At 67.2% G+C, this 18,097-nt stretch carries 17 protein-coding genes; 12 read left to right on the forward strand and 5 right to left on the reverse strand.

The genetic code is table 11. The features are described 5' to 3' along the window. Positions 1 to 236: 236 nt before the first annotated feature. The 7 genes from ACLML9_RS01405 (at position 237) to pknB (ending at position 10,134) form a co-directional block, all read left to right on the forward strand. Positions 237 to 1,580 carry an FhaA domain-containing protein gene (locus ACLML9_RS01405; protein ID WP_411943733.1) on the forward strand — a complete coding sequence of 448 codons (1,344 nt, stop codon included), beginning with the start codon at positions 237 to 239 and terminating at the stop codon, positions 1,578 to 1,580. A gap of 202 nt (positions 1,581 to 1,782) precedes the next feature. Beyond that, positions 1,783 to 2,250 carry an FHA domain-containing protein FhaB gene (locus ACLML9_RS01410; RefSeq protein ID WP_411943734.1) on the forward strand — a complete coding sequence of 156 codons (468 nt, stop codon included), beginning with the start codon at positions 1,783 to 1,785 and terminating at the stop codon, positions 2,248 to 2,250. Then, entirely contained in the window at positions 2,247 to 3,755 is a 1,509-nt protein-coding gene (locus tag ACLML9_RS01415) for a PP2C family protein-serine/threonine phosphatase (RefSeq protein ID WP_411943735.1), read from the forward strand. The genes ACLML9_RS01410 and ACLML9_RS01415 overlap by 4 nt, the downstream gene beginning before the upstream one ends. Further along, complete coding sequence (locus ACLML9_RS01420) at positions 3,755 to 5,233, forward strand: FtsW/RodA/SpoVE family cell cycle protein (protein WP_030524423.1); 1,479 nt, start codon at positions 3,755 to 3,757, stop codon at positions 5,231 to 5,233. Before ACLML9_RS01415 ends, ACLML9_RS01420 begins: the two co-directional genes overlap by 1 nt. Continuing rightward, complete coding sequence (locus ACLML9_RS01425; RefSeq protein WP_411943736.1) at positions 5,230 to 6,696, forward strand: peptidoglycan D,D-transpeptidase FtsI family protein; 1,467 nt, start codon at positions 5,230 to 5,232, stop codon at positions 6,694 to 6,696. The genes ACLML9_RS01420 and ACLML9_RS01425 overlap by 4 nt, the downstream gene beginning before the upstream one ends. 37 nt (positions 6,697 to 6,733) lie before the next feature. Then, entirely contained in the window at positions 6,734 to 8,227 is a 1,494-nt protein-coding gene (locus ACLML9_RS01430; protein WP_411943737.1) for a serine/threonine-protein kinase, read from the forward strand. Beyond that, positions 8,224 to 10,134: a Stk1 family PASTA domain-containing Ser/Thr kinase gene (gene pknB / locus ACLML9_RS01435; protein WP_411943738.1), complete on the forward strand. Its 1,911-nt coding sequence runs from the start codon at positions 8,224 to 8,226 to the stop codon at positions 10,132 to 10,134. Before ACLML9_RS01430 ends, pknB begins: the two co-directional genes overlap by 4 nt. 33 nt (positions 10,135 to 10,167) lie before the next feature. Here the strand turns inward: pknB and ACLML9_RS01440 are convergent, their stop codons facing one another. Next, the gene (locus ACLML9_RS01440; protein ID WP_030524427.1) at positions 10,168 to 10,809 is read right to left on the reverse strand and encodes an aminodeoxychorismate/anthranilate synthase component II; all 642 of its coding nucleotides are present in this window, start codon (positions 10,807 to 10,809) and stop codon (positions 10,168 to 10,170) included. A 154-nt stretch (positions 10,810 to 10,963) separates the two neighbouring features. Here ACLML9_RS01440 and crgA point away from each other — a divergent pair, with 154 nt between their 5' ends. Further along, complete coding sequence (crgA, locus tag ACLML9_RS01445; RefSeq protein ID WP_411943739.1) at positions 10,964 to 11,230, forward strand: cell division protein CrgA; 267 nt, start codon at positions 10,964 to 10,966, stop codon at positions 11,228 to 11,230. Between the two features lie 93 nt (positions 11,231 to 11,323). Further along, entirely contained in the window at positions 11,324 to 11,785 is a 462-nt protein-coding gene (locus ACLML9_RS01450) for a PH domain-containing protein (protein ID WP_411943740.1), read from the forward strand. A gap of 119 nt (positions 11,786 to 11,904) precedes the next feature. On the opposite strand, the gene ACLML9_RS01455 is transcribed toward ACLML9_RS01450, so the two are convergent. Further along, positions 11,905 to 12,786: a rhomboid family intramembrane serine protease gene (locus tag ACLML9_RS01455; RefSeq protein WP_411943766.1), complete on the reverse strand. Its 882-nt coding sequence runs from the start codon at positions 12,784 to 12,786 to the stop codon at positions 11,905 to 11,907. A gap of 187 nt (positions 12,787 to 12,973) precedes the next feature. Here ACLML9_RS01455 and ACLML9_RS01460 point away from each other — a divergent pair, with 187 nt between their 5' ends. Then, positions 12,974 to 13,180: a hypothetical protein gene (locus tag ACLML9_RS01460; RefSeq protein WP_411943741.1), complete on the forward strand. Its 207-nt coding sequence runs from the start codon at positions 12,974 to 12,976 to the stop codon at positions 13,178 to 13,180. Between the two features lie 7 nt (positions 13,181 to 13,187). Here the strand turns inward: ACLML9_RS01460 and ACLML9_RS01465 are convergent, their stop codons facing one another. Both ACLML9_RS01465 and ACLML9_RS01470 read right to left on the reverse strand, forming a co-directional pair. After that, the gene (locus ACLML9_RS01465; protein ID WP_411943767.1) at positions 13,188 to 13,982 is read right to left on the reverse strand and encodes an ABC transporter permease; all 795 of its coding nucleotides are present in this window, start codon (positions 13,980 to 13,982) and stop codon (positions 13,188 to 13,190) included. A gap of 59 nt (positions 13,983 to 14,041) precedes the next feature. Further along, complete coding sequence (locus ACLML9_RS01470; RefSeq protein ID WP_411943742.1) at positions 14,042 to 15,133, reverse strand: ATP-binding cassette domain-containing protein; 1,092 nt, start codon at positions 15,131 to 15,133, stop codon at positions 14,042 to 14,044. A gap of 879 nt (positions 15,134 to 16,012) precedes the next feature. Between ACLML9_RS01470 and ACLML9_RS01475 the strand changes: the two genes are divergently transcribed. Then, positions 16,013 to 16,918, forward strand: coding sequence for an oxygenase MpaB family protein (locus ACLML9_RS01475; protein ID WP_411943743.1), 906 nt, complete (start codon positions 16,013 to 16,015; stop codon positions 16,916 to 16,918). A 94-nt stretch (positions 16,919 to 17,012) separates the two neighbouring features. Here ACLML9_RS01475 and ACLML9_RS01480 read toward each other — a convergent pair whose 3' ends face one another. Beyond that, on the reverse strand, positions 17,013 to 17,312 hold the full coding sequence (locus ACLML9_RS01480) for a cold-shock protein (RefSeq protein WP_051714988.1): 300 nt from the start codon (positions 17,310 to 17,312) through the stop codon (positions 17,013 to 17,015). 112 nt (positions 17,313 to 17,424) lie between these two features. On the opposite strand from ACLML9_RS01480, the gene ACLML9_RS01485 reads away from it, so the two are divergent. Further along, on the forward strand, positions 17,425 to 18,066 hold the full coding sequence (locus ACLML9_RS01485) for a class I SAM-dependent DNA methyltransferase (RefSeq protein ID WP_411943744.1): 642 nt from the start codon (positions 17,425 to 17,427) through the stop codon (positions 18,064 to 18,066). Positions 18,067 to 18,097 lie beyond the last annotated feature (31 nt).

The raw sequence follows: 18,097 nt of genomic DNA on the forward strand, positions 1-18,097 counted from the left end.
ACACTAGCACGGAGAGGTCCACGAGACGAAATCACATGGTCACAGGCTTTTCGAACCCGCCGGTGACCAGGGCTCGGAGCACGAGGACCGCCGGGAAGGGAACTCCGGCACGGTTCCGGTAGTTACAGGTACAGCGGAACGTGGATATCATGCAGAGAACGTGCTCGTAGAACGACACGCCGTATTCGCGTGTCGTCGTAAAGAATGAGGAGAGACTCACCGAAGGGAGGGCCCGGATGGGGATCGTCTCGCGTTTCGAGCGTCGCCTGCAGGGCGCCGTCGGTGACGTCTTCGCCAGAGTCTTCGGCGGGAACGTCGTTCCCCAGGAGGTCGAGGCAGCGCTGCAGCGTGAGGCCGCCGACAACGTCCGAGATGTCGGCGGTGGGCATCTGCTCGCACCCAACAGCTATGTGATCGCCATCAACTCGTCGGACCACCGGCAGCTCGACGCCGATCACGACCTCACAACCCGTGCTTTCGCCAAACATCTGCAGGATTACATCCGTGAGCAAGGCTGGCAGACCTATGGCGAAGTACACGTGGCGTTCGAGGCATCCCCTACGCTGCACACCGGAATGTTCAGGACGAGCGGTCGCGTCGACCCCGACGCCGGCCGCGGAGCCGCACCGGCTCACCGCCCCGAACCGCTACAACGACCCGCTAACCCGCAACCAGGAGCTGGCCCCATGACGCAGAACTCTGGCTACGACCCGAGCCGTGAGCACGCGGAGTCCGATCCACGTAATCGCGGGTACGCTCCCGGACCCGCGGGCCGCGGGCCGCAGAACGGCGCGTACCCCGAGGACTACGGTCCCGGCGCGGCCTACAACGGCGGCCCGGATTATCAGAACGGCTACGACTACCAGCAGGGTGGCGCCGCCTACGACCAGCAGGCCTACGGCGCCCAGCAGGGCGGCTACGACCAGGGCTACGGTCAGCAGGGCTATGCCCAGCCCGGTTACGACCAGGGCTACGGCCAGCAGCCCGGCTACGACCAGGGCGGCTATCAGGGCCAGCCCGGCTACGACCAGGGTTATCAGGGCCAACAAGGTTACGACCAGGGGTACGACCAGCAGGGTTATGCCCAGCAGGGTGGTTACGACCAGCAGGGCTATGCCCAGCCCGGCTACGAACAGGGGTACGACCAGCAGCCGGGCTACGGCCAGCAGCCCGGCTACGAACAGGGGTACGACCAGCAGGCCTACGGCCAGCCGCAGGGCCAGGGCTATCCCCCGCAGGCCCAGCAGGCCGCTTACGGCGCACCGGGCGGATACGCGCCGGCGGCCGGACCCGGTTTCTCCGCGACCCTCGCGCTCGACGACGGCAGCGGCCGGACCTACCAGCTACGGGAAGGCAGCAACATCATCGGCCGCGGGCAGGACGCGCACTTCCGTCTCCCCGACACCGGTGTCTCCCGCCGCCATATCGAGGTTCGCTGGGACGGCCAGACCGCCATGTTGTCCGATCTCGGTTCCACCAACGGCACCCTGGTGAACGGGTCTCCCGTGCAGGATTGGCAACTCGCCGACGGCGATGTCATCCGTGCCGGGCACTCCGAGATCCTCATCCGTATCGTCTGATGCCGTAGGCTCGCCGTGCGGATCACGAGGCGGCTCTCGCATAATGGGGCGGCCTAATCGTGATCGGTATCGTCCGACGGCCCTATGATGTGCCAACACACGCGCGGCACCGCACAGCGGTCCGCCGGGACGAGCATCGCAGTGGGGTGGGTCGCACCACGCCTACAACACCGACACACGGTCGAACAGGAGGTGGAGCGCCGTGCAGGGATTGATCTTGCAGTTGACCCGAGCCGGGTTCCTCCTGCTGCTGTGGCTGTTCGTGTGGGCAATCCTGCGTACCCTCCGCAGTGATATCTACGCGGCCTCCGGCAAACGACTGCAGACCCGGGGACCGCGCGGTTCCGCGGTGCTGCCGTCCATGCGCCGAGGCCAGAAGGGCGCCAAATATCTTGTGGTGACTCAAGGTTCTCTCGCCGGTACCCGCATAACGCTCGGTACCCAACCGGTGCTGCTCGGCCGTGCGGACGATTCCACGCTGGTGCTCACCGATGATTACGCCTCCACCCGACATGCCCGGCTGTCCCTACGCGGTGACGACTGGTACGTCGAAGACCTCGGCTCGACCAACGGTACCTACCTGGATCGTGCCAAAGTCACCACCGCAGTCCGCGTTCCGCTCGGCACTCCTGTCCGGGTCGGCAAGACAGTGATCGAGCTCCGATCGTGACACTTGTTCTCCGCTACGCAGCGCGCAGCGACCGCGGCCTCGTCCGCGCCAACAACGAAGATTCCGTCTACGCCGGCGCCCGCCTGCTGGCCCTTGCCGACGGCATGGGTGGCCACGCGGCCGGCGAAGTGGCGTCGCAACTGATGATCGCCGCGCTGGCGCATCTGGACGACGACGAACCCGGCGAGGATCTGCTCGGCAAACTGAACCGGGCCACCCACGCGGGTAATGCCGCCATCGCCGAACAGGTCGAGGAAGAGCCCGAACTCGACGGTATGGGCACCACGCTCACCGCCATCCTGTTCGCCGGCAAGAAACTCGGCATGGTCCATATCGGCGACTCGCGCGCCTACATGTTGCGCGACGGCGAACTCGCCCAGATCACCCGCGACGACACGTTCGTCCAATCGCTGGTGGACGAGGGCCGGATCACCGCGGAGCAGGCTCATACTCATCCGCAGCGCTCGCTGATCATGCGCGCGCTCACCGGTAACGAGATCGAGCCGACCCTGGTGATGCGCGAGGCCCGGGCCGGGGATCGGTATCTGCTCTGCTCGGACGGTCTGTCCGATGTGGTGAGCGACGAGACCATCGCCAACACCATGCGTGAGGGCAGTACCGACGAATGCGCCGACCGGCTCATCGAGCTCGCGCTGCGCAGCGGCGGGCCCGACAATGTGACCGTCGTCGTCGCCGACGTCATCGACCTCGACTACGGCCAGAGTCATCCGATCGTGGCCGGCGCGGCATCCGGCGAAGCCGAGGACAACCCGCCGCCGAACACCGCGGCCGGGCGGGCCGCCGCGATGCGCCCGCCGGCCGCCGCCCCGCGCCGGGCCGCCGGTGAGCCCGAGGCGCAACCGAAGAAGTCCCACAAACTGCGCTGGCTGTTGCTGGCGGTCGCCCTCGTACTCGCGGTGGTGGTCGGCCTGGTCGTCGGCTACAAGATGATCCGGACCAACTACTACGTCGGAGCGGACAACGACAGTGTCGTGGTCATGCAGGGTCTGCCAGGGTCGATCCTGGGCTACTCGATCCACGACGTGAACCTGGTCGGCTGCGTCACATCCAAAGGCGAGCTCGGCCTCGTCGAGAGCGGCGCCGCCCTGCCGCAGGGCTGCCGGGTTCTGAAGGTCAGCGATCTGGAACAGACCGGTCGTGACCAGGTCGAGCGCGGGCTGCCGCCCGGCACCCTGGACAAGGCCCGCGAGCAGATGGCCGTGCTGGCCGACCGTGAGCTGCTGCCGGTGTGCAAGAAGAACGCCTCGGCCGCGCAGCCGGGCGTGGTCACCACCACCCCGGCCCCGGCCCCTGCCCCCGCTCCGGTGGCGCCCGCGCCGACGCCCACCGACGCGGCTCCGCCCGCCCCGGCCAACCAGCCGCCCGCGCCCGGTACCAATGGGGAGAACCCCGCGCCGCCCGCGCCCCCGACCACCACCGTCCCGGCTCCGACGACCACCGCTGTGCCCCAGATCGCCGGGGAGAACTGCCGGGTGACGGACTGATGTCCGCACCGGCACCACCGTCCGCCGGGGCTTTTCCGAGTCCCCCGGGCGGTTTCGCTCCGGCGCCGTCGCCGACGACCCGGCGCAATACCGAGCTCATGCTGCTCGGATTCGCGGCGCTGATCACCACCGCCGCACTGGCCCTGGTGGAAGCGAGCCAGGAAGAATCGCTGACCTGGGATATCGCCAAGCTCGGCTTGGCCTATCTCGGTCTCTTCGCCGTCGCGCACCTGGCGGTACGCCGTTTCGCCCCCTACACCGATCCGCTGCTGCTGCCGATCGTGGCGCTGCTCAACGGCATCGGCCTGGTACTGATCCACCGGCTCGATCTGGCCGATCAGCAGACCGCCGCCTACAACTCCTGGGAGATCCCCTCCCCCGACGCGAACCAGCAGATCCTGTGGACCGCGCTGGGCATCATCTTGTTCGTCACGATCCTGCTGGTGCTGCGCGACTACCGCACGCTGGCCAAGTATGCCTACACCCTCGGTCTCGTCGGATTGGTGGCACTCGCGATCCCGGCGATCCTGCCCAGCTCGCTGTCCGAGGTCAACGGTGCCAAGATCTGGATCCGGCTGCCCGGTCTCAGCCTGCAACCCGGCGAATTCGCGAAGATCCTGTTGATCATCTTCTTCGCTTCGGTGCTGGTCTCGAAACGGGAGCTGTTCACCGCGGCCGGGCGGCACTTCCTGGGCATGGAGTTTCCGCGGGCCCGCGATATGGGCCCGATCCTGGCCGTGTGGATCGTGTGCATCGGTGTCCTGGTGTTCGAGAAGGATCTCGGCACGTCGCTGCTGATCTTCAGCACTGTCCTGGTGATGCTCTACATCGCCACCGAACGCGTGGGCTGGCTGCTCATCGGCGGCGGCCTGCTCGCCCTCGGTTTCGTATTCGCCTACCAGATGTTCGGGCACGTCCGGGTACGCGTGGAGACCTGGCTGCACCCGTTCGACGACTACAACAACACCGGCTACCAGATCGTGCAGTCGCTGTTCGGCCTGGCCACCGGTGGTCTGGCGGGCACCGGCCTGGGCGCCGGACGGCCGTCGCAGGTGCCGTTCGCCAAAACCGACTTCATCGTGACGACCATCGGTGAGGAACTCGGTCTCATCGGCCTGACCGCGATCCTGATCCTGTTCCTGGTGCTGGTGCTGCGCGGTATGCGCACCGCGCTGGCGATCCGGGACAGTTTCGGCAAACTGCTCGCGGCCGGGCTCTCGTTCACCATCGCCATCCAGGTCTTCGTGGTGGTGGGCGGAGTGACCAAGCTGATCCCGCTGACCGGTCTCACCACGCCGTTCGTCTCCTACGGCGGTTCCTCGCTGCTGGCGAACTATGTGCTGATCGCCCTCCTCATCAAGATCTCCGACGCGGCTCGCGAACCCGCGCCGGCCCGCCGCCGCGAACCCGCCCCGGCGCCGCTGGCGGAAGCGCAGACAGTGATGGTGTCACGACGGCAAGGGGGTCTGCAGCGTTGAACACACCATTACGCCGCGTCGCCATGGCGGTCATGGTGATGATCGTCGCCCTGCTGCTCAACGCGACCTATGTGCAGGTCATCAAGGCCGACGACTACCGCGCCGACCCCCGTAACTCACGGGTGCTACTCGACGAGTACTCCCGCCAGCGCGGCCAGATCTCGGCCGGTGGCACCGTGCTGGCCAGTTCGGTGTCCACCGACGACCGCTACAAGTATCTGCGCGTCTATCCGACCGATCCGCAGGCCTACGCCCCCGTCACCGGTTTCTACTCCATGCAGTACGGCAGCACCGGTCTGGAACGGGCCGAGGATCCGGTGCTCAACGGTTCGGACGCCCAGCTCTTCGGCAGCCGGCTGGTCGATCTGGTCTCCGGTCGTGACCCCCGCGGCGGTAATGTCGTCACCACCATCGATCCGGTGATGCAGCAGGTCGCCTACAACGAACTCACCAGCAAGGGCTACACCGGCTCGGTGGTGGCGATCGAACCCAGCACCGGCAAGATCCTGACCATGGTGTCCACCCCCAGCTACGACCCGAACCTGCTGACCGGGCACGACGGCGCCCAAGGCACCCAGGCCTGGGAGGATCTCGGCGCCGACGAGAACCAGCCGATGCTCAACCGGGCCATCTCGCAGACCTATCCACCCGGTTCCACCTTCAAGGTGGTCGTCACGGCGGCCGCGCTGTCCAATGGGAAGGCGAATCCGCAGTCCCAGTTCACCGCGGCGCCCAACATCACCCTGCCGGGCACGAGCACGACCCTGGAGAACTACAACGGCTCGACCTGCGGATCCGGTCCCACCGCCACCCTCTACGAGGCGTTCCGGCGGTCGTGCAACACCGCGTTCGTGGAGCTCGGCGTCGATGTCGGGGCGGCAGCGCTGGAAGACGAGGCCGCGGCGTTCGGTATCGGACCGCATCGCGGGATCCCGATGCCGGTCGCCGAGAGCACCGTGGGCAATATCCCGGACAACGCCGCTCTCGCGCAGAGCAGTATCGGCCAGCGTGATGTCGCGCTCACCCCGCTCGACAATGCCGTGATCGCCGCTACCGTGGCCAACGGCGGTGTCCGGATGGAGCCCTACCTGGTCGACCAGTTGCAGAACCCGGATCTGAGCGAGCTGTCCACCACCGAGCCGGTCTCGGTCGGCCAGGCCGTGAGCGCCGATGTAGCGTCTACGCTGACCGAGCTGATGGTCGCCTCCGAGGAGAACACCGCGGGCAGCGGCGGAACGTCCTATCGGATCGCGTCGAAGACCGGTACGGCCGAGCACGGCGCCGATCCACGGAACACCCCACCGCATGCCTGGTACATAGCCTTCGCACCTGCCGAGAACCCGAAGATCGCCATCGCGGTCATCGTGGAGAACGGCGGTGACCGGGCGCTGGCGGCAACAGGTGGGTCGGTCGCCGCGCCGGTCGCCCGGGCGGTACTGGACGCAGGTCTGCGAGGTCGCTGAACGAGATGGATGTGCGAGTGAATCTGCGGGGAACCCGATGCTGACAAACGGCGCGTTGATCGCGGACCGCTACCGGCTGCAGCGGCTGATCGCCACCGGTGGGATGGGCCAGGTCTGGGAAGCCCTGGACACCCGGCTGGATCGCCGGGTCGCGGTCAAGGTCCTCAAGTCGGAGTTCTCCGCGGACCCGACCTTCCGGCACCGGTTCCGCACCGAGGCCAAGACCACCGCGCAGCTGAACCATTCCGGTATCGCGGGTATCTACGACTACGGCGAGACCTACGACCCCCAGGGCGGCGAAACCGCCTACCTGGTGATGGAACTGGTCCAGGGCGAGCCGCTCAACACCGTATTGAACCGGCTCGGCCGACTGTCGGTGGCCCAGGGCCTGGACCTGCTGGAACAGACCGGTCGCGCACTTCAGGTCGCGCATCTGGCGGGCGTGGTACACCGCGATGTGAAACCGGGAAATATCCTGGTCACCCCCACCGGCCAGGTGAAGATCACCGATTTCGGTATCGCCAAGGCGGTCGATGCCTCTCCGGTCACCAAGACCGGGATGGTGATGGGCACCGCGCAGTACATCGCGCCCGAGCAGGCGGTCGGTGAGGACGCCACCGCGGCCAGCGATGTGTACTCCCTCGGTGTCGTCGGATACGAGGCGCTCGCGGGACAGCGGCCGTTCACCGGAGACGGTGCGCTCACCGTCGCGATGAAACACGTCCGCGAAGTGCCGCCGCCGATGCCCACCGACCTGCCGCCGAATGTGCGCGAACTGGTCGAGATCACGCTGGCCAAGGACCCGGCCCAGCGCTACACCGACGGCGGTGAATTCGCCGAGGCGGTCGCCGCGGTCCGCTCGGGCCGCCGTCCGCCTCCGCCCCGCGATCTCCCGGTGGCGGGGCCCACCAGCGTGATCGCGGCTTCGCAGCCGGGTTACGACGAGACCGCGACCGTCCGCTACAACGCGCCTCCCGCCGCCATGGCCGGGCCGGCGACCACGTACGACCGCGGCGCGCATGACCCCGGCGACGACGACTACCGCGGCAACCCCGGCGGCGGCATCCTCAACAAGAACCAGAAGTGGATGATCGCGCTCGGTATCGGCGCGCTGTTGCTGGGTGGTGCCGTGGTATGGCTGCTGTTCGGCGGGGACACCAACCCGGCGGGAACTTCGCCGGTCACCTCTTCCACCGCACCCACCACCCGTCCGCTGCCGGCGCCGGTCACCACCACCTACGAAGTGACCGAGCCCCCGGTATGGACGCCGCCCGTGGAGCCCACCACCACCGCGCCGCCGGCCGCGACGACCACCACACCGCCGCAGCCCTCGACCACGACGACTCAGCCGCCCACCACCACGTCCGCGGCTCCGAGCACCACCGAGACGACGGCGAGCGAAGAGACCACCGGCGAGGAAGAGGAGACCACCACGCGTCGCCGCCCGCCGGTCCCGACCATTGATATCCCCTTCCCGGGGAACCCTGTCGACAACATCGCGCCGGACCTTAATTTGCAAGGACAGCCATGACGACCCCGAAGAATCTCTCCTCTCGCTACGAGCTGGGCGAGATCATCGGGTTCGGCGGTATGTCCGAAGTCCACAAAGCACGCGACCTGCGGCTCAACCGCGATGTCGCGATCAAGGTGTTGCGCGCCGACCTGGCCCGGGACCCCACGTTCTATCTGCGCTTCAAGCGTGAGGCGCAGAACGCCGCGGCGCTGAACCATCCGGCCATCGTGGCGGTCTACGACACCGGCGAGGCCGAGATCGACGGCGGACCGCTGCCGTTCATCGTGATGGAGTACGTGGAAGGTGACACGCTGCGCGATATCGTGCGCAACGAGGGACCGCTGCCGCCCCGGCGCGCGATGGAGGTCGTCGCCGATGTGTGCGCGGCGCTCGATTTCAGCCACAAGGCCGGGATCGTGCACCGCGATATGAAGCCCGCCAACATCATGATCAACCGTGCCGGTGCGGTGAAGGTGATGGATTTCGGTATCGCCCGTGCGATCGCCGACGCCGCCAATCCGATGACCGCCACCGCGGCCGTGATCGGCACCGCTCAGTATCTGTCGCCGGAGCAGGCGCGTGGGGAGACGGTGGACGCCCGGTCCGATGTCTACTCGGTCGGTTGTGTGCTGTTCGAGATCCTCACCGGTCAGCCCCCGTTCACCGGTGACTCCCCGGTCGCCGTCGCCTACCAGCATGTCCGGGAGGATCCCCGGTTGCCCTCGCTCGTCTACGAGGGGGTGCCGCGGGAACTGGACTCGGTGGTGCTCGAGGCGATGGCCAAGAATCCGGCCAATCGCTATCAGAGTGCGGCGGAAATGCGCGCGGATCTCATCCGGGTGCTGGGCGGTCAGAAACCCGGCGCGCCGATGGTGATGACCGACGAGGACCGCACCACCATGCTCGGCCCCGCGGACGGTTCCGGCCGTGGCTATCGCGGCGGCGACGAGGGCGACGACTACGACGATTACGGGCACGACTCCGGGGGCCGTTCCCGCCGCACGGCCTATATCGCGGTGGGTGTGGTCGCCGCGGTGGTGGCTGCCTTCGGGCTCTTCTGGATGTTGCTGGGCCCGGGGAGCAGACCCGATCAGGTGGCCGTCCCGGATCTGTCCAACACCTCCGCCACCGAGGCCCAGAAGAAGCTCGATTCGCTCGGCTTCGATGTGGCCGTCCAGGAGAAACCCGACGGCAAGATCAGTGCCGGCAATGTGATCGCGACCCAGCCGCTGGGCGGCTCGCGCGCCGACGAGGGCAGCACCATCACCGTGCAGGTGTCCACCGGTCCGCAGCAGGTACCGGTCCCCCGGCTCACCGGCCTGTCCCAGCAGGACGCCGAGCAGGAACTCAACAACGCCGGCCTCCAGACCAACCCGGACGTGAAGCGGGAACCGTCCAGCGCGCAGGACAAGGACAAGGTGATCGGGCAGGATCCTTCGCCCGGTATCGAGATGGACGCGGGCAGTCAGATCACGCTGACCATCGGCACCGGTCCCAAACAGGTCCGCGTCACCGAGGTGGTCGGCCAGCTGATCGATGTGGCCCAGCCGAACCTCGAGGGCGCCGGCTTCAAGATCGTAATCGAGCAGGTCCAGTCGGCTCGGCCGCGCGGCGAGGTCCTCTCCACCAGCCCGTCCGGCGGTTCGACGGCCGACGAGGGTTCCACGATCACGGTCCAGGTGGCGCAGAGCGATCGGATCGCGATGCCGAACCTGGTGGGGCTCACCACCGCGGAGGTGGTGGACAAGCTGCGCGAAAGCGGCTGGCAGGGCAGCGCGAATCAGGTCCGTCAGATCACGCAGATCACGCTCAACTCCGATCAGGCCGGCAAGGTTCTCAGCCAGCAGCCCTCGGCCGGGACCACCGTGCCGTCGTCGACGACGGTGACGGTCAATACCGGAATAATGCCACTGGGACCACCCTGATCCGCTGCCGGGCCCGGCCCGGCGAGTCGTATATCAGACGGCCAGGGAGGCGACCTCTGCTTCCAGCATCTGCACCAGCCCCTCCTGGGGGCGCTCACCGCAGACCTCCAGCCAGTTCGCCAGCATCCGGTGCCCGCCCTGGGTGAGGACCGATTCCGGATGGAACTGCACACCGTGGATCGGCAGTTCGTGATGGCGCAGGGCCATGACGATCCCGGTCTCGGTGCGGCCGATGACGTCGAATTCGGGCGGGAGCGTCTTCTCCACCACGGTGAGCGAGTGATAACGGGTGGCGGTGAACGGATCGGGCAGCCCGGCCAGGACTCCGGTGCCGATATGGAACACCGAACTGGTCTTCCCGTGCAGGAGTTCCGGAGCCCGGGTCACCGTGGCGCCGAAGGCCGCACCGATGGCCTGATGTCCGAGGCAGACGCCCAGCAGCGGGGTGCCCCGGTCGGCACAGGCACGGACCAGGTCGATACTGGCACCCGCGCGTTCCGGGGTGCCGGGACCGGGGCTGATCAGGATTCCGTCGAAATCGCCGGCCACGGCCGTCGGATCCGCCAGCTCCGGGTCGTCGTTACGCCATACCACTGCCTCGACGCCGAGCTGGCCCAGATACTGGACCAGGTTGAAGACGAAGCTGTCGTAGTTGTCGACGACCAGTACACGCATGCCCAAAGATTACGTGTTCGCACCCCGGCACACCCGGTCCGGCCTGCGATTGCGCCACAATCGGTCACGCGGACTGTACGGCCGCTGGGCATCACACCGATTACCTGGTGGGATAGCCTTGGAACACGACCTGCACGCTGAACACGAGGACATCATGCCCAAGTCGAAGGTCCGGAAGAAGACCGACTACACGATCAACCCCGCCAGCCGTATGCCGGTGAAGGTGAAGGCAGCTGGTCCGTCGCCTGTCTGGTACGTCACCATCATGCTGGGCTTCATGCTCGCGGGCCTGGTCTGGCTGCTGGTCTACTACCTCGCTGCCGATCAGATCAGCTGGATGAGCAACCTCAATGCCTGGAACTTCCTGATCGGGTTCGGGCTGATGGTGGTGGGTCTGATCATGACGATGCGCTGGCGTTAGCGGCGCCTCGCCCGGGGTTACACCGGTGTAATTAATGCACACCTGTGGATAACTCTGTGGATAACCCTCGACCTCAGATGGAGGTACACCCGCGTGCAGCCCGAGCGCACCGAACCCCGTCTCGCCTGGACGACGCCCCTGCCCGCGTTGATCGCGACGGCCGGCGGCGGGGTGGTCCTCGCGGTCGCGGCGGTACTGACGACCGAGCTGCCCGGAAAATTCTTGCTCGGGGTGGCCGCGCTGGTACTGCTGGGAGTCGCCGCGCTCGGAATGCGGCAGCGACCACGGCTCTCGGTGGTGCCGGGCGAGAATCCGCGGCTGGTGCTGCGCACACTCACCGGCGTCACCGAATACACCCGTGACCAGATCCTGCGGGCGCGAGTGGTCGGCTACCGCCGACTGGGCCGGAAATCGCCGATGCTGGAGATCGATGTGGACCATCTGGGATCCGAGCGGCTACTGATCTTCGGCCGCTGGGATCTGGGCACGAGCCCCGAGGATGTCTACGCGGCGGTGCGGACAGAACTGCGGTTGCGCGGCGACGCCGCGCGCTGAGTGCCCCGGCGGGTCACCTCGTGGTCTGGTCGCGCGCTGCGCGCGTCCGAATGTTTCACGTTGAACATGCCGGGGCCCGCCAGGCCCACACGCCGGAGCCTCAACGCGGTACGCCCGGCTCAGCGCAGCGAAACCGCCGCGAGCACTATCACCGCCACGGCCACCACCGCCAGGGCCGCCGGCGCGAGCACCCCGACCAGCCGGGCACGCTCCGGCGTCCGAACCCGCACCCACGCGGGCAGGAACATGATGCCGAGCGTCGCCAGGGTGCCCGCGGCCAGACCGCCCAGGTGACCCCACAGCGAGATACCGGGTAGGGAGAAGCTGATGAACACGTTGATCGCGATCAGGATCAACATATTGTTCGGGTTCTGCCGCAACCGGATCAGCACGACCGTGATCGCGCCGAACAAGCCGTACACCGCGCCCGAGGCTCCCGCCGTGAGACTGTCCTGGGCCAGCAGCATCACCGCGGCCGATCCGCCGAGCAGCGAGATGAGATATACGGCCAGGTAGCGGGCCCTGCCCAGCACCAGTTCGATATCGCGGCCGACGATATACAGCGCGAACATGTTCAGCAGCAGATGGATCAGCCCGTAGTGCAGGAACCCGGAACCGATCACACGGAACCAGTCGCCGCCGGCCACGGCGGGTGGGTACATGACCCAATCCACGAACAGCGCCGATCCGCGCTCGTTCTCCATCACGCTGCGCGACTGCGCCGCGGTCACGACGTAGACCAGGATATTGAGCGCGATCAGGGTGTTAGTGACGAACGGGACCGAACTGCGGGCCGCGGCCGAACCCGATACGGTCCGCACCTGCGGTGTGCTGCGCTGGTCGGCCCGCACACAATCGACACAGTGCTGGCCGACCGAGGCGGGACGCAGGCATTCCGGGCACGCCGGACGTCCGCAGCGGGTACAGGACAGACCGGTCGGGCGGTCGGCGTGCCGGACACACACCTGAGCCGGCGTCGAGGGCTGCTGGGGATTCACCACGGCCTCCGCTTCGTTCCCGGAGCTGTATCGCGGCGCGCTCGCCACCTGGCCGGGCGTGTCGTACTCACCAGCCCATCGTGCCATGCGAGGCCGCGGTCCGTAGCTCGCCGGTTCCGCGCCCGCGGTCGGCGGCGATGCCCTGACCTGCCGGTCTGCGTTATCCGCCGGGCTGTGCCAGAGTTGAGCCATGAGCTCGAGGCCACTGCGTCCATCCAGTCGTTCGCGCTATCGGTTGCTGGCGGCCGCCGCGGTGGCGGCGGCGGGCGGTACCGCGTGGCTGGTGCGCAGCAAGCGCCCGCAACCACCCGAACCGGCCCCGGCGCCGCCCCGGATCGGCTATACGCGTCACGGCGCCGCGGTGGCCTCGGTCGATCCCGAAGCCACCGCGGACTGACCGGCTCTCAGCGGCTGACGGTCTTGCGGTACTGCCGCAGTGCCAGCGGTACGAAGACGGCCAGGATGATGACCACCCAGATCAGGGTGGTCGCCACCGGGTGCCGCATCGACCACGCGGTGGATTCCGCGGTGAGCGGGGCGGCATTGCCGAACAGTTCCCGGGACGCCTGGGTGAGCGCCGATACCGGATTCCATTCGGCGAAAACGCGCAGCGGTGTCGGCAGTTCGTCCATCGGCACGAAGGTGTTGGCCAGGAAGGTGAGCGGGAAGATCACCATGAAACTGGCGTTGTTGAACACCTCGGGCGTACGCACGATCAGGCCGACCACGGCCATGATCCAGGAGATCGCGTAGGCGAACAGCAGCAGCAGGACGTAGGCCAGGACAGCGTCCAGGACCGACCCGCGGATCCGCCAGCCGACCACCAGGCCGGTCAGTGACATGACCACCAGGCTCACCACATTGATCACCACATCGCTGACCGTGCGCCCGATCAGCACCGAGGACGGGGCCATGGGCAGCGAGCGGAACCGGTCGATGATGCCCTTCTGCATATCCTCGGCAAGGCTGAGCCCGGTGAACGTGGAGCCGAACACCACTGTCTGCACGAAAATGCCCGCGATCAGGAATTCGCGGTAACCGCCCTCCATACCGGGAACCTTGATAGCGGTACCGAAGATATAGGCGAACAGCAGGACGAACATGATCGGCGAGAGAGTGCTGAAGATCAGCACGTCGGGCACTCGCTTTATCTTGATCACATTGCGCTTGGTAACGGTCAGACTGTCGCTGACCACCATGGACAGCCGCTCGACCAAGGTGGGGTTCTCGTCGATATCGCCGACGGTCGCCAGCGCGGTCATCTGCTTCTACCTTCCATCGCCTCGATTGCTTCCACTTCCCGCGACGGACCGGATCCCTCGGATCCGTCGACTTCGGGGGCCGCCCCGGGACGGCCGTCGCCACCGGCCTTTCCGCCCTCGTAATCGCCGGCATCATCGGCCGTTTCCTCGGCCTCGTGCCCGGTGAGCGTGAGGAACACATCGTCGAGCGAGGGCCGGCGCAACCCGACGTCCTGGATTTTCACACCCTCGTCGCTCAGCTTTCCGATGGCGGCGACCAGCGCCTGTGATCCGTCGCTGACCGGCACCACCAACCGGCGCAGCCCGGGTTCGACATGGATATCGCCGTCGGCCAGCGGCGCGAGCACTCGCCGGGCCACGGCCAGATTGTCGGCGTGATCGACGGTCAACTCGATCCGGTCGCCTCCGACCATGCTCTTCAATTCGTCGGCGGTGCCGCGGGCGATCACCTGGCCCCGGTCGATGACCGCAATGGCATCCGCGAGGCGGTCGGCCTCTTCCATGTACTGGGTCGTCAGCAGCAGGGTGGTACCGCCGGCAACGAGTTCCTCGATGACATCCCAGAGGTCCAGCCGAGCCCGCGGGTCCAGACCCGTGGTGGGTTCGTCGAGGAACAGCACCGGCGGGTTGGCCACCAGCGCCCCGGCCAGGTCCAGCCGGCGCCGCATACCACCGGAATAGCCGCGGACCGGGCGGTCGGCGGCATCGCTGAGACGGAACCTCTCCAGTAGCTCGCGCGCGCGTTCCTTACTGCGCCGCGTGCCCATGTGGTACAGCCGCCCGACCATTTCCAGGTTCTCGAAACCGGTCAGATATTCGTCGACCGCCGCGTACTGTCCCGAGGCCCCGATGCGCGAGCGCAGGGCACGCGGCCGGGCGAGTACATCGATCCCGGCGACGGTCGCCCGGCCGGCGTCGGGCACCAGCAGAGTGGTGAGCACTCGTACGGTGGTGGTCTTACCGGCCCCGTTGGGTCCCAGCAGCGCGGTGACCGTGCCTTCGGGCACAGTCAGGTCGAGGCCGTCGAGTGCGCGCACCCGGCGGCCGTAGTGTTTGACGAGACCCTCGGCGACTATTGCGTCGGGCATGATTCTCCTGAACTGAGTGATCGACAAGGACGAGTCGTATATCGCCGGCGGCGGGCCACCGACCTCAGGCGCTTCGGCCGCCGGCCGATACAGTGCAGTATCGTCGCGGCCACCGACGTTTTCATCCGATTTATCCGGTCCTCCGGCCCCCTCCCCGCCCTGCGCAGGTTCGCGTCCCGGACCGGCCGCGCCCGGGGTAGTCGAGACGGCATGCGACCGCGCCCGTATTCACCGCTCCGGGTCGCGAGATCCCGCGCAGCGCCCTACTCGATTCGGTTTCTGCGGTTACTCGATCCCGCTCCGGAGCACGACAGTCGAGGTGGCCGTGCGCACGCTCACAGTGCACAACGGCATAGTGACAGCGGGGTCCGACAACTCGGCCCGGGCAGCGCTCGGGGAGCCCCCGTATCCCCCATGTTCCACTGCGCGGAATACACCGGTCCAGGAGGCCGATTCCCTTGGGCTGCAACAGTTCCGGACGCTCTCCTCCGTAGGGCACCGACCCCCGCCCGACACTGTGATCTGCACCGAAAAAAGTTCGAAACTCTCGGGCCCTTGTAGGCGCATTTTCGCGATATCGCGTAGGATCGGTTCCGTCGGCCCCTCCCCCCCGGGCCGACCTTACGCGGGCCTCGGCTAACTCCCCCCCTTCGCCGAGGCCCGCTCTCATATCCGGGTCCTGTCGTCACCGGCAACCCGACCCGACTCTTCCTTCTTCGGGTACCGCGTTCCGCTCCGCGAACACCGGTCGCGCACAGCTGCCGAAGCCAACCCCCCGCCCCCCGATCGGGATGCCGCGCGACTCTTTCGACGCAATGATGAGAGGTCTGCAGTATCATCGTCTCATCAGATCGATGCAGTAGATCAAGGGAGATCCGCATGACCGCGTCCGTCGCAGCCACCGACACGCACGCTCCGGTGGAGCGCCGCCCCTTCGGTCCCGGTAGCCGGACCTGGGAGGAGACCGGCCTGATCACCTTCTCCCTCACCGCGGGCTCGGCCTTCCTCCTGCAGACCATGGAACCCACCATCTCCGCGGTGGTCGATGCCCACTCCACTTTCCGTAGCGACCCGATCGGCCGCGCGGTGCGCAGCCTCTCGGCGGTGATGATGTGGACCTACGGCGGCGAGGAATCGCTGGGCGAGACCGACCGGCTACGCAAGATGCACGCCACCCTCAACACCACCGACGCCAAGGGTGTCCGGCACACCGCGCTGTCCAGCGGCCCGTGGGCCTGGGTATTGCACACCGGCACTTTCGCCTTCTCCGAGAACGCGAAGTACTTCTCGAAACGTCCGCTCACCGCGGCGGAGAAAGAGGATTACTACCGCGAAGCCCTGCAGCTGATGCGTAACTTCTCGGTACCGCCCAAGGAACTGCCGGCGACCTACGCCGAGTTCGAGAAATTCTTCGCCGACCAGGTCGAGAACCATCTGAAGGCCACCCAGACCTCGAAGGACTACCTGAAGGTCATCCGGACCATCGCCCCGCCCACTCAGCTGCCGGGGGCGCTGCACCCGGTGTGGCGGGTGCTGACCGGTCCGTTCGGCCGGATGCAGTACTTCGTCACCGTGGGCACCACGCCGGAAGCGGCCCGCCACAAACTCGGTCTCACCTGGAGCGAATCCGACGAGCGCAAATTGCGGATCCTCGGCTGGTTCCTCGCCCGGCTGGTGCCGCTGCTGCCGGAACGGCTGCGGTACTTCCCCATCGCCTACGAGGCCCGCAGGCTCGAACGCGACAAGGCGCGGTTGCGCAAGGTCATCGACGTGCGGCCGCTCTGAAGCCTGGGGTGCCCACGGCCCCGGATCCCACGGATCCGGGGCTGTACTCCGGGTCGATGCACTTCGCCGGGACGAGGAGGAGCTGATTCCGGCGCTAACGCCGGCTCTGCCCGCCGCCCGGGGCGGTATCGGGTAGCCCGGCGCCGGCCTCCGGCCGGACCGTCACCGCCTCATGTCCGCGGGGCCGGGCAGTGCTGACGAACAGCACCGGCTGGCCCGCGTGCAGGGTGCGGTAGCCGTCGGTCTCTATGCACCGATACTCGACGAACACCTGATCGGTTCCGTCGTCGGGTTTGATGTAGCCGAAGCCCTTCTCCGAGTCGAACCAGAAGACCCGCCCGCGTCTCCAGTCCGATCCGTCGATCCCGGGCCCGCTGAAATCCGTAGCAGGCATTACCAGGTCTTCTCCCTCGTCTGTGCAGGGTCGACACCACCAAAGCTACGCCCCGGCACCGCGAACGTCACGACCGCTGTCGGGTTCTGCCCGGGACACTACTGTCTTTCCGGTGACCGAATCCTGTTTTCTCTCTCGTACCCGCGCCGGTTACGACGCGATCGCCACCGCCTACGCCGAGCATGCGGCCGGTGAAATGGACAGGCGGTTCTGGGATCGAGCGGTACTGGCCGCGTTCGCCGAGTCGGTCGGTGATTCGGGTCCGGTCGCCGACATCGGATGCGGCCCGGGCCGGATCGCCGGTCATCTGGCGGCGCAAGGGATCCGGGTACACGGAATCGACCTGTCCCCGGCGATGGTGGAACTGGCGCGGAACACCCATCCGGAGATCGATTTCGAGGTGGGATCCATGACCGCGCTCGATATCCCCGACGGCTCGCGGGCCGGCGTGGTGGCCTGGTATTCCCTCATCCACATCCCGGCGGCCGAACGCGGCGGTGTGCTCGCCGAGTTCCGGCGGGTACTGCGTCCCGGCGGCAAACTGCTGCTGGCCTTCCAATCAGGTACCGACATCCTGCATCTGGACGAGGGCTACGGCCACGCCATATCGCTGGACTTCCATCGCATCTCGACCGACGAGCTCGCCGGTGCCCTCGCGGCATCGGGTTTCACCGTCGAGTTACGACTCGACCGTAGCGCCGAGGACGGGGAGCGGACCACGCAGGCCTACATGATGGCGACCCGCTCGAGTTGATAGGAACCGATTCTTCTATCAAAAAGATATT

The organism is Nocardia sp. NPDC002869 (assembly GCF_046764065.1).
Classification (GTDB): Bacteria; Actinomycetota; Actinomycetes; order Mycobacteriales; family Mycobacteriaceae; genus Nocardia; species Nocardia rhamnosiphila.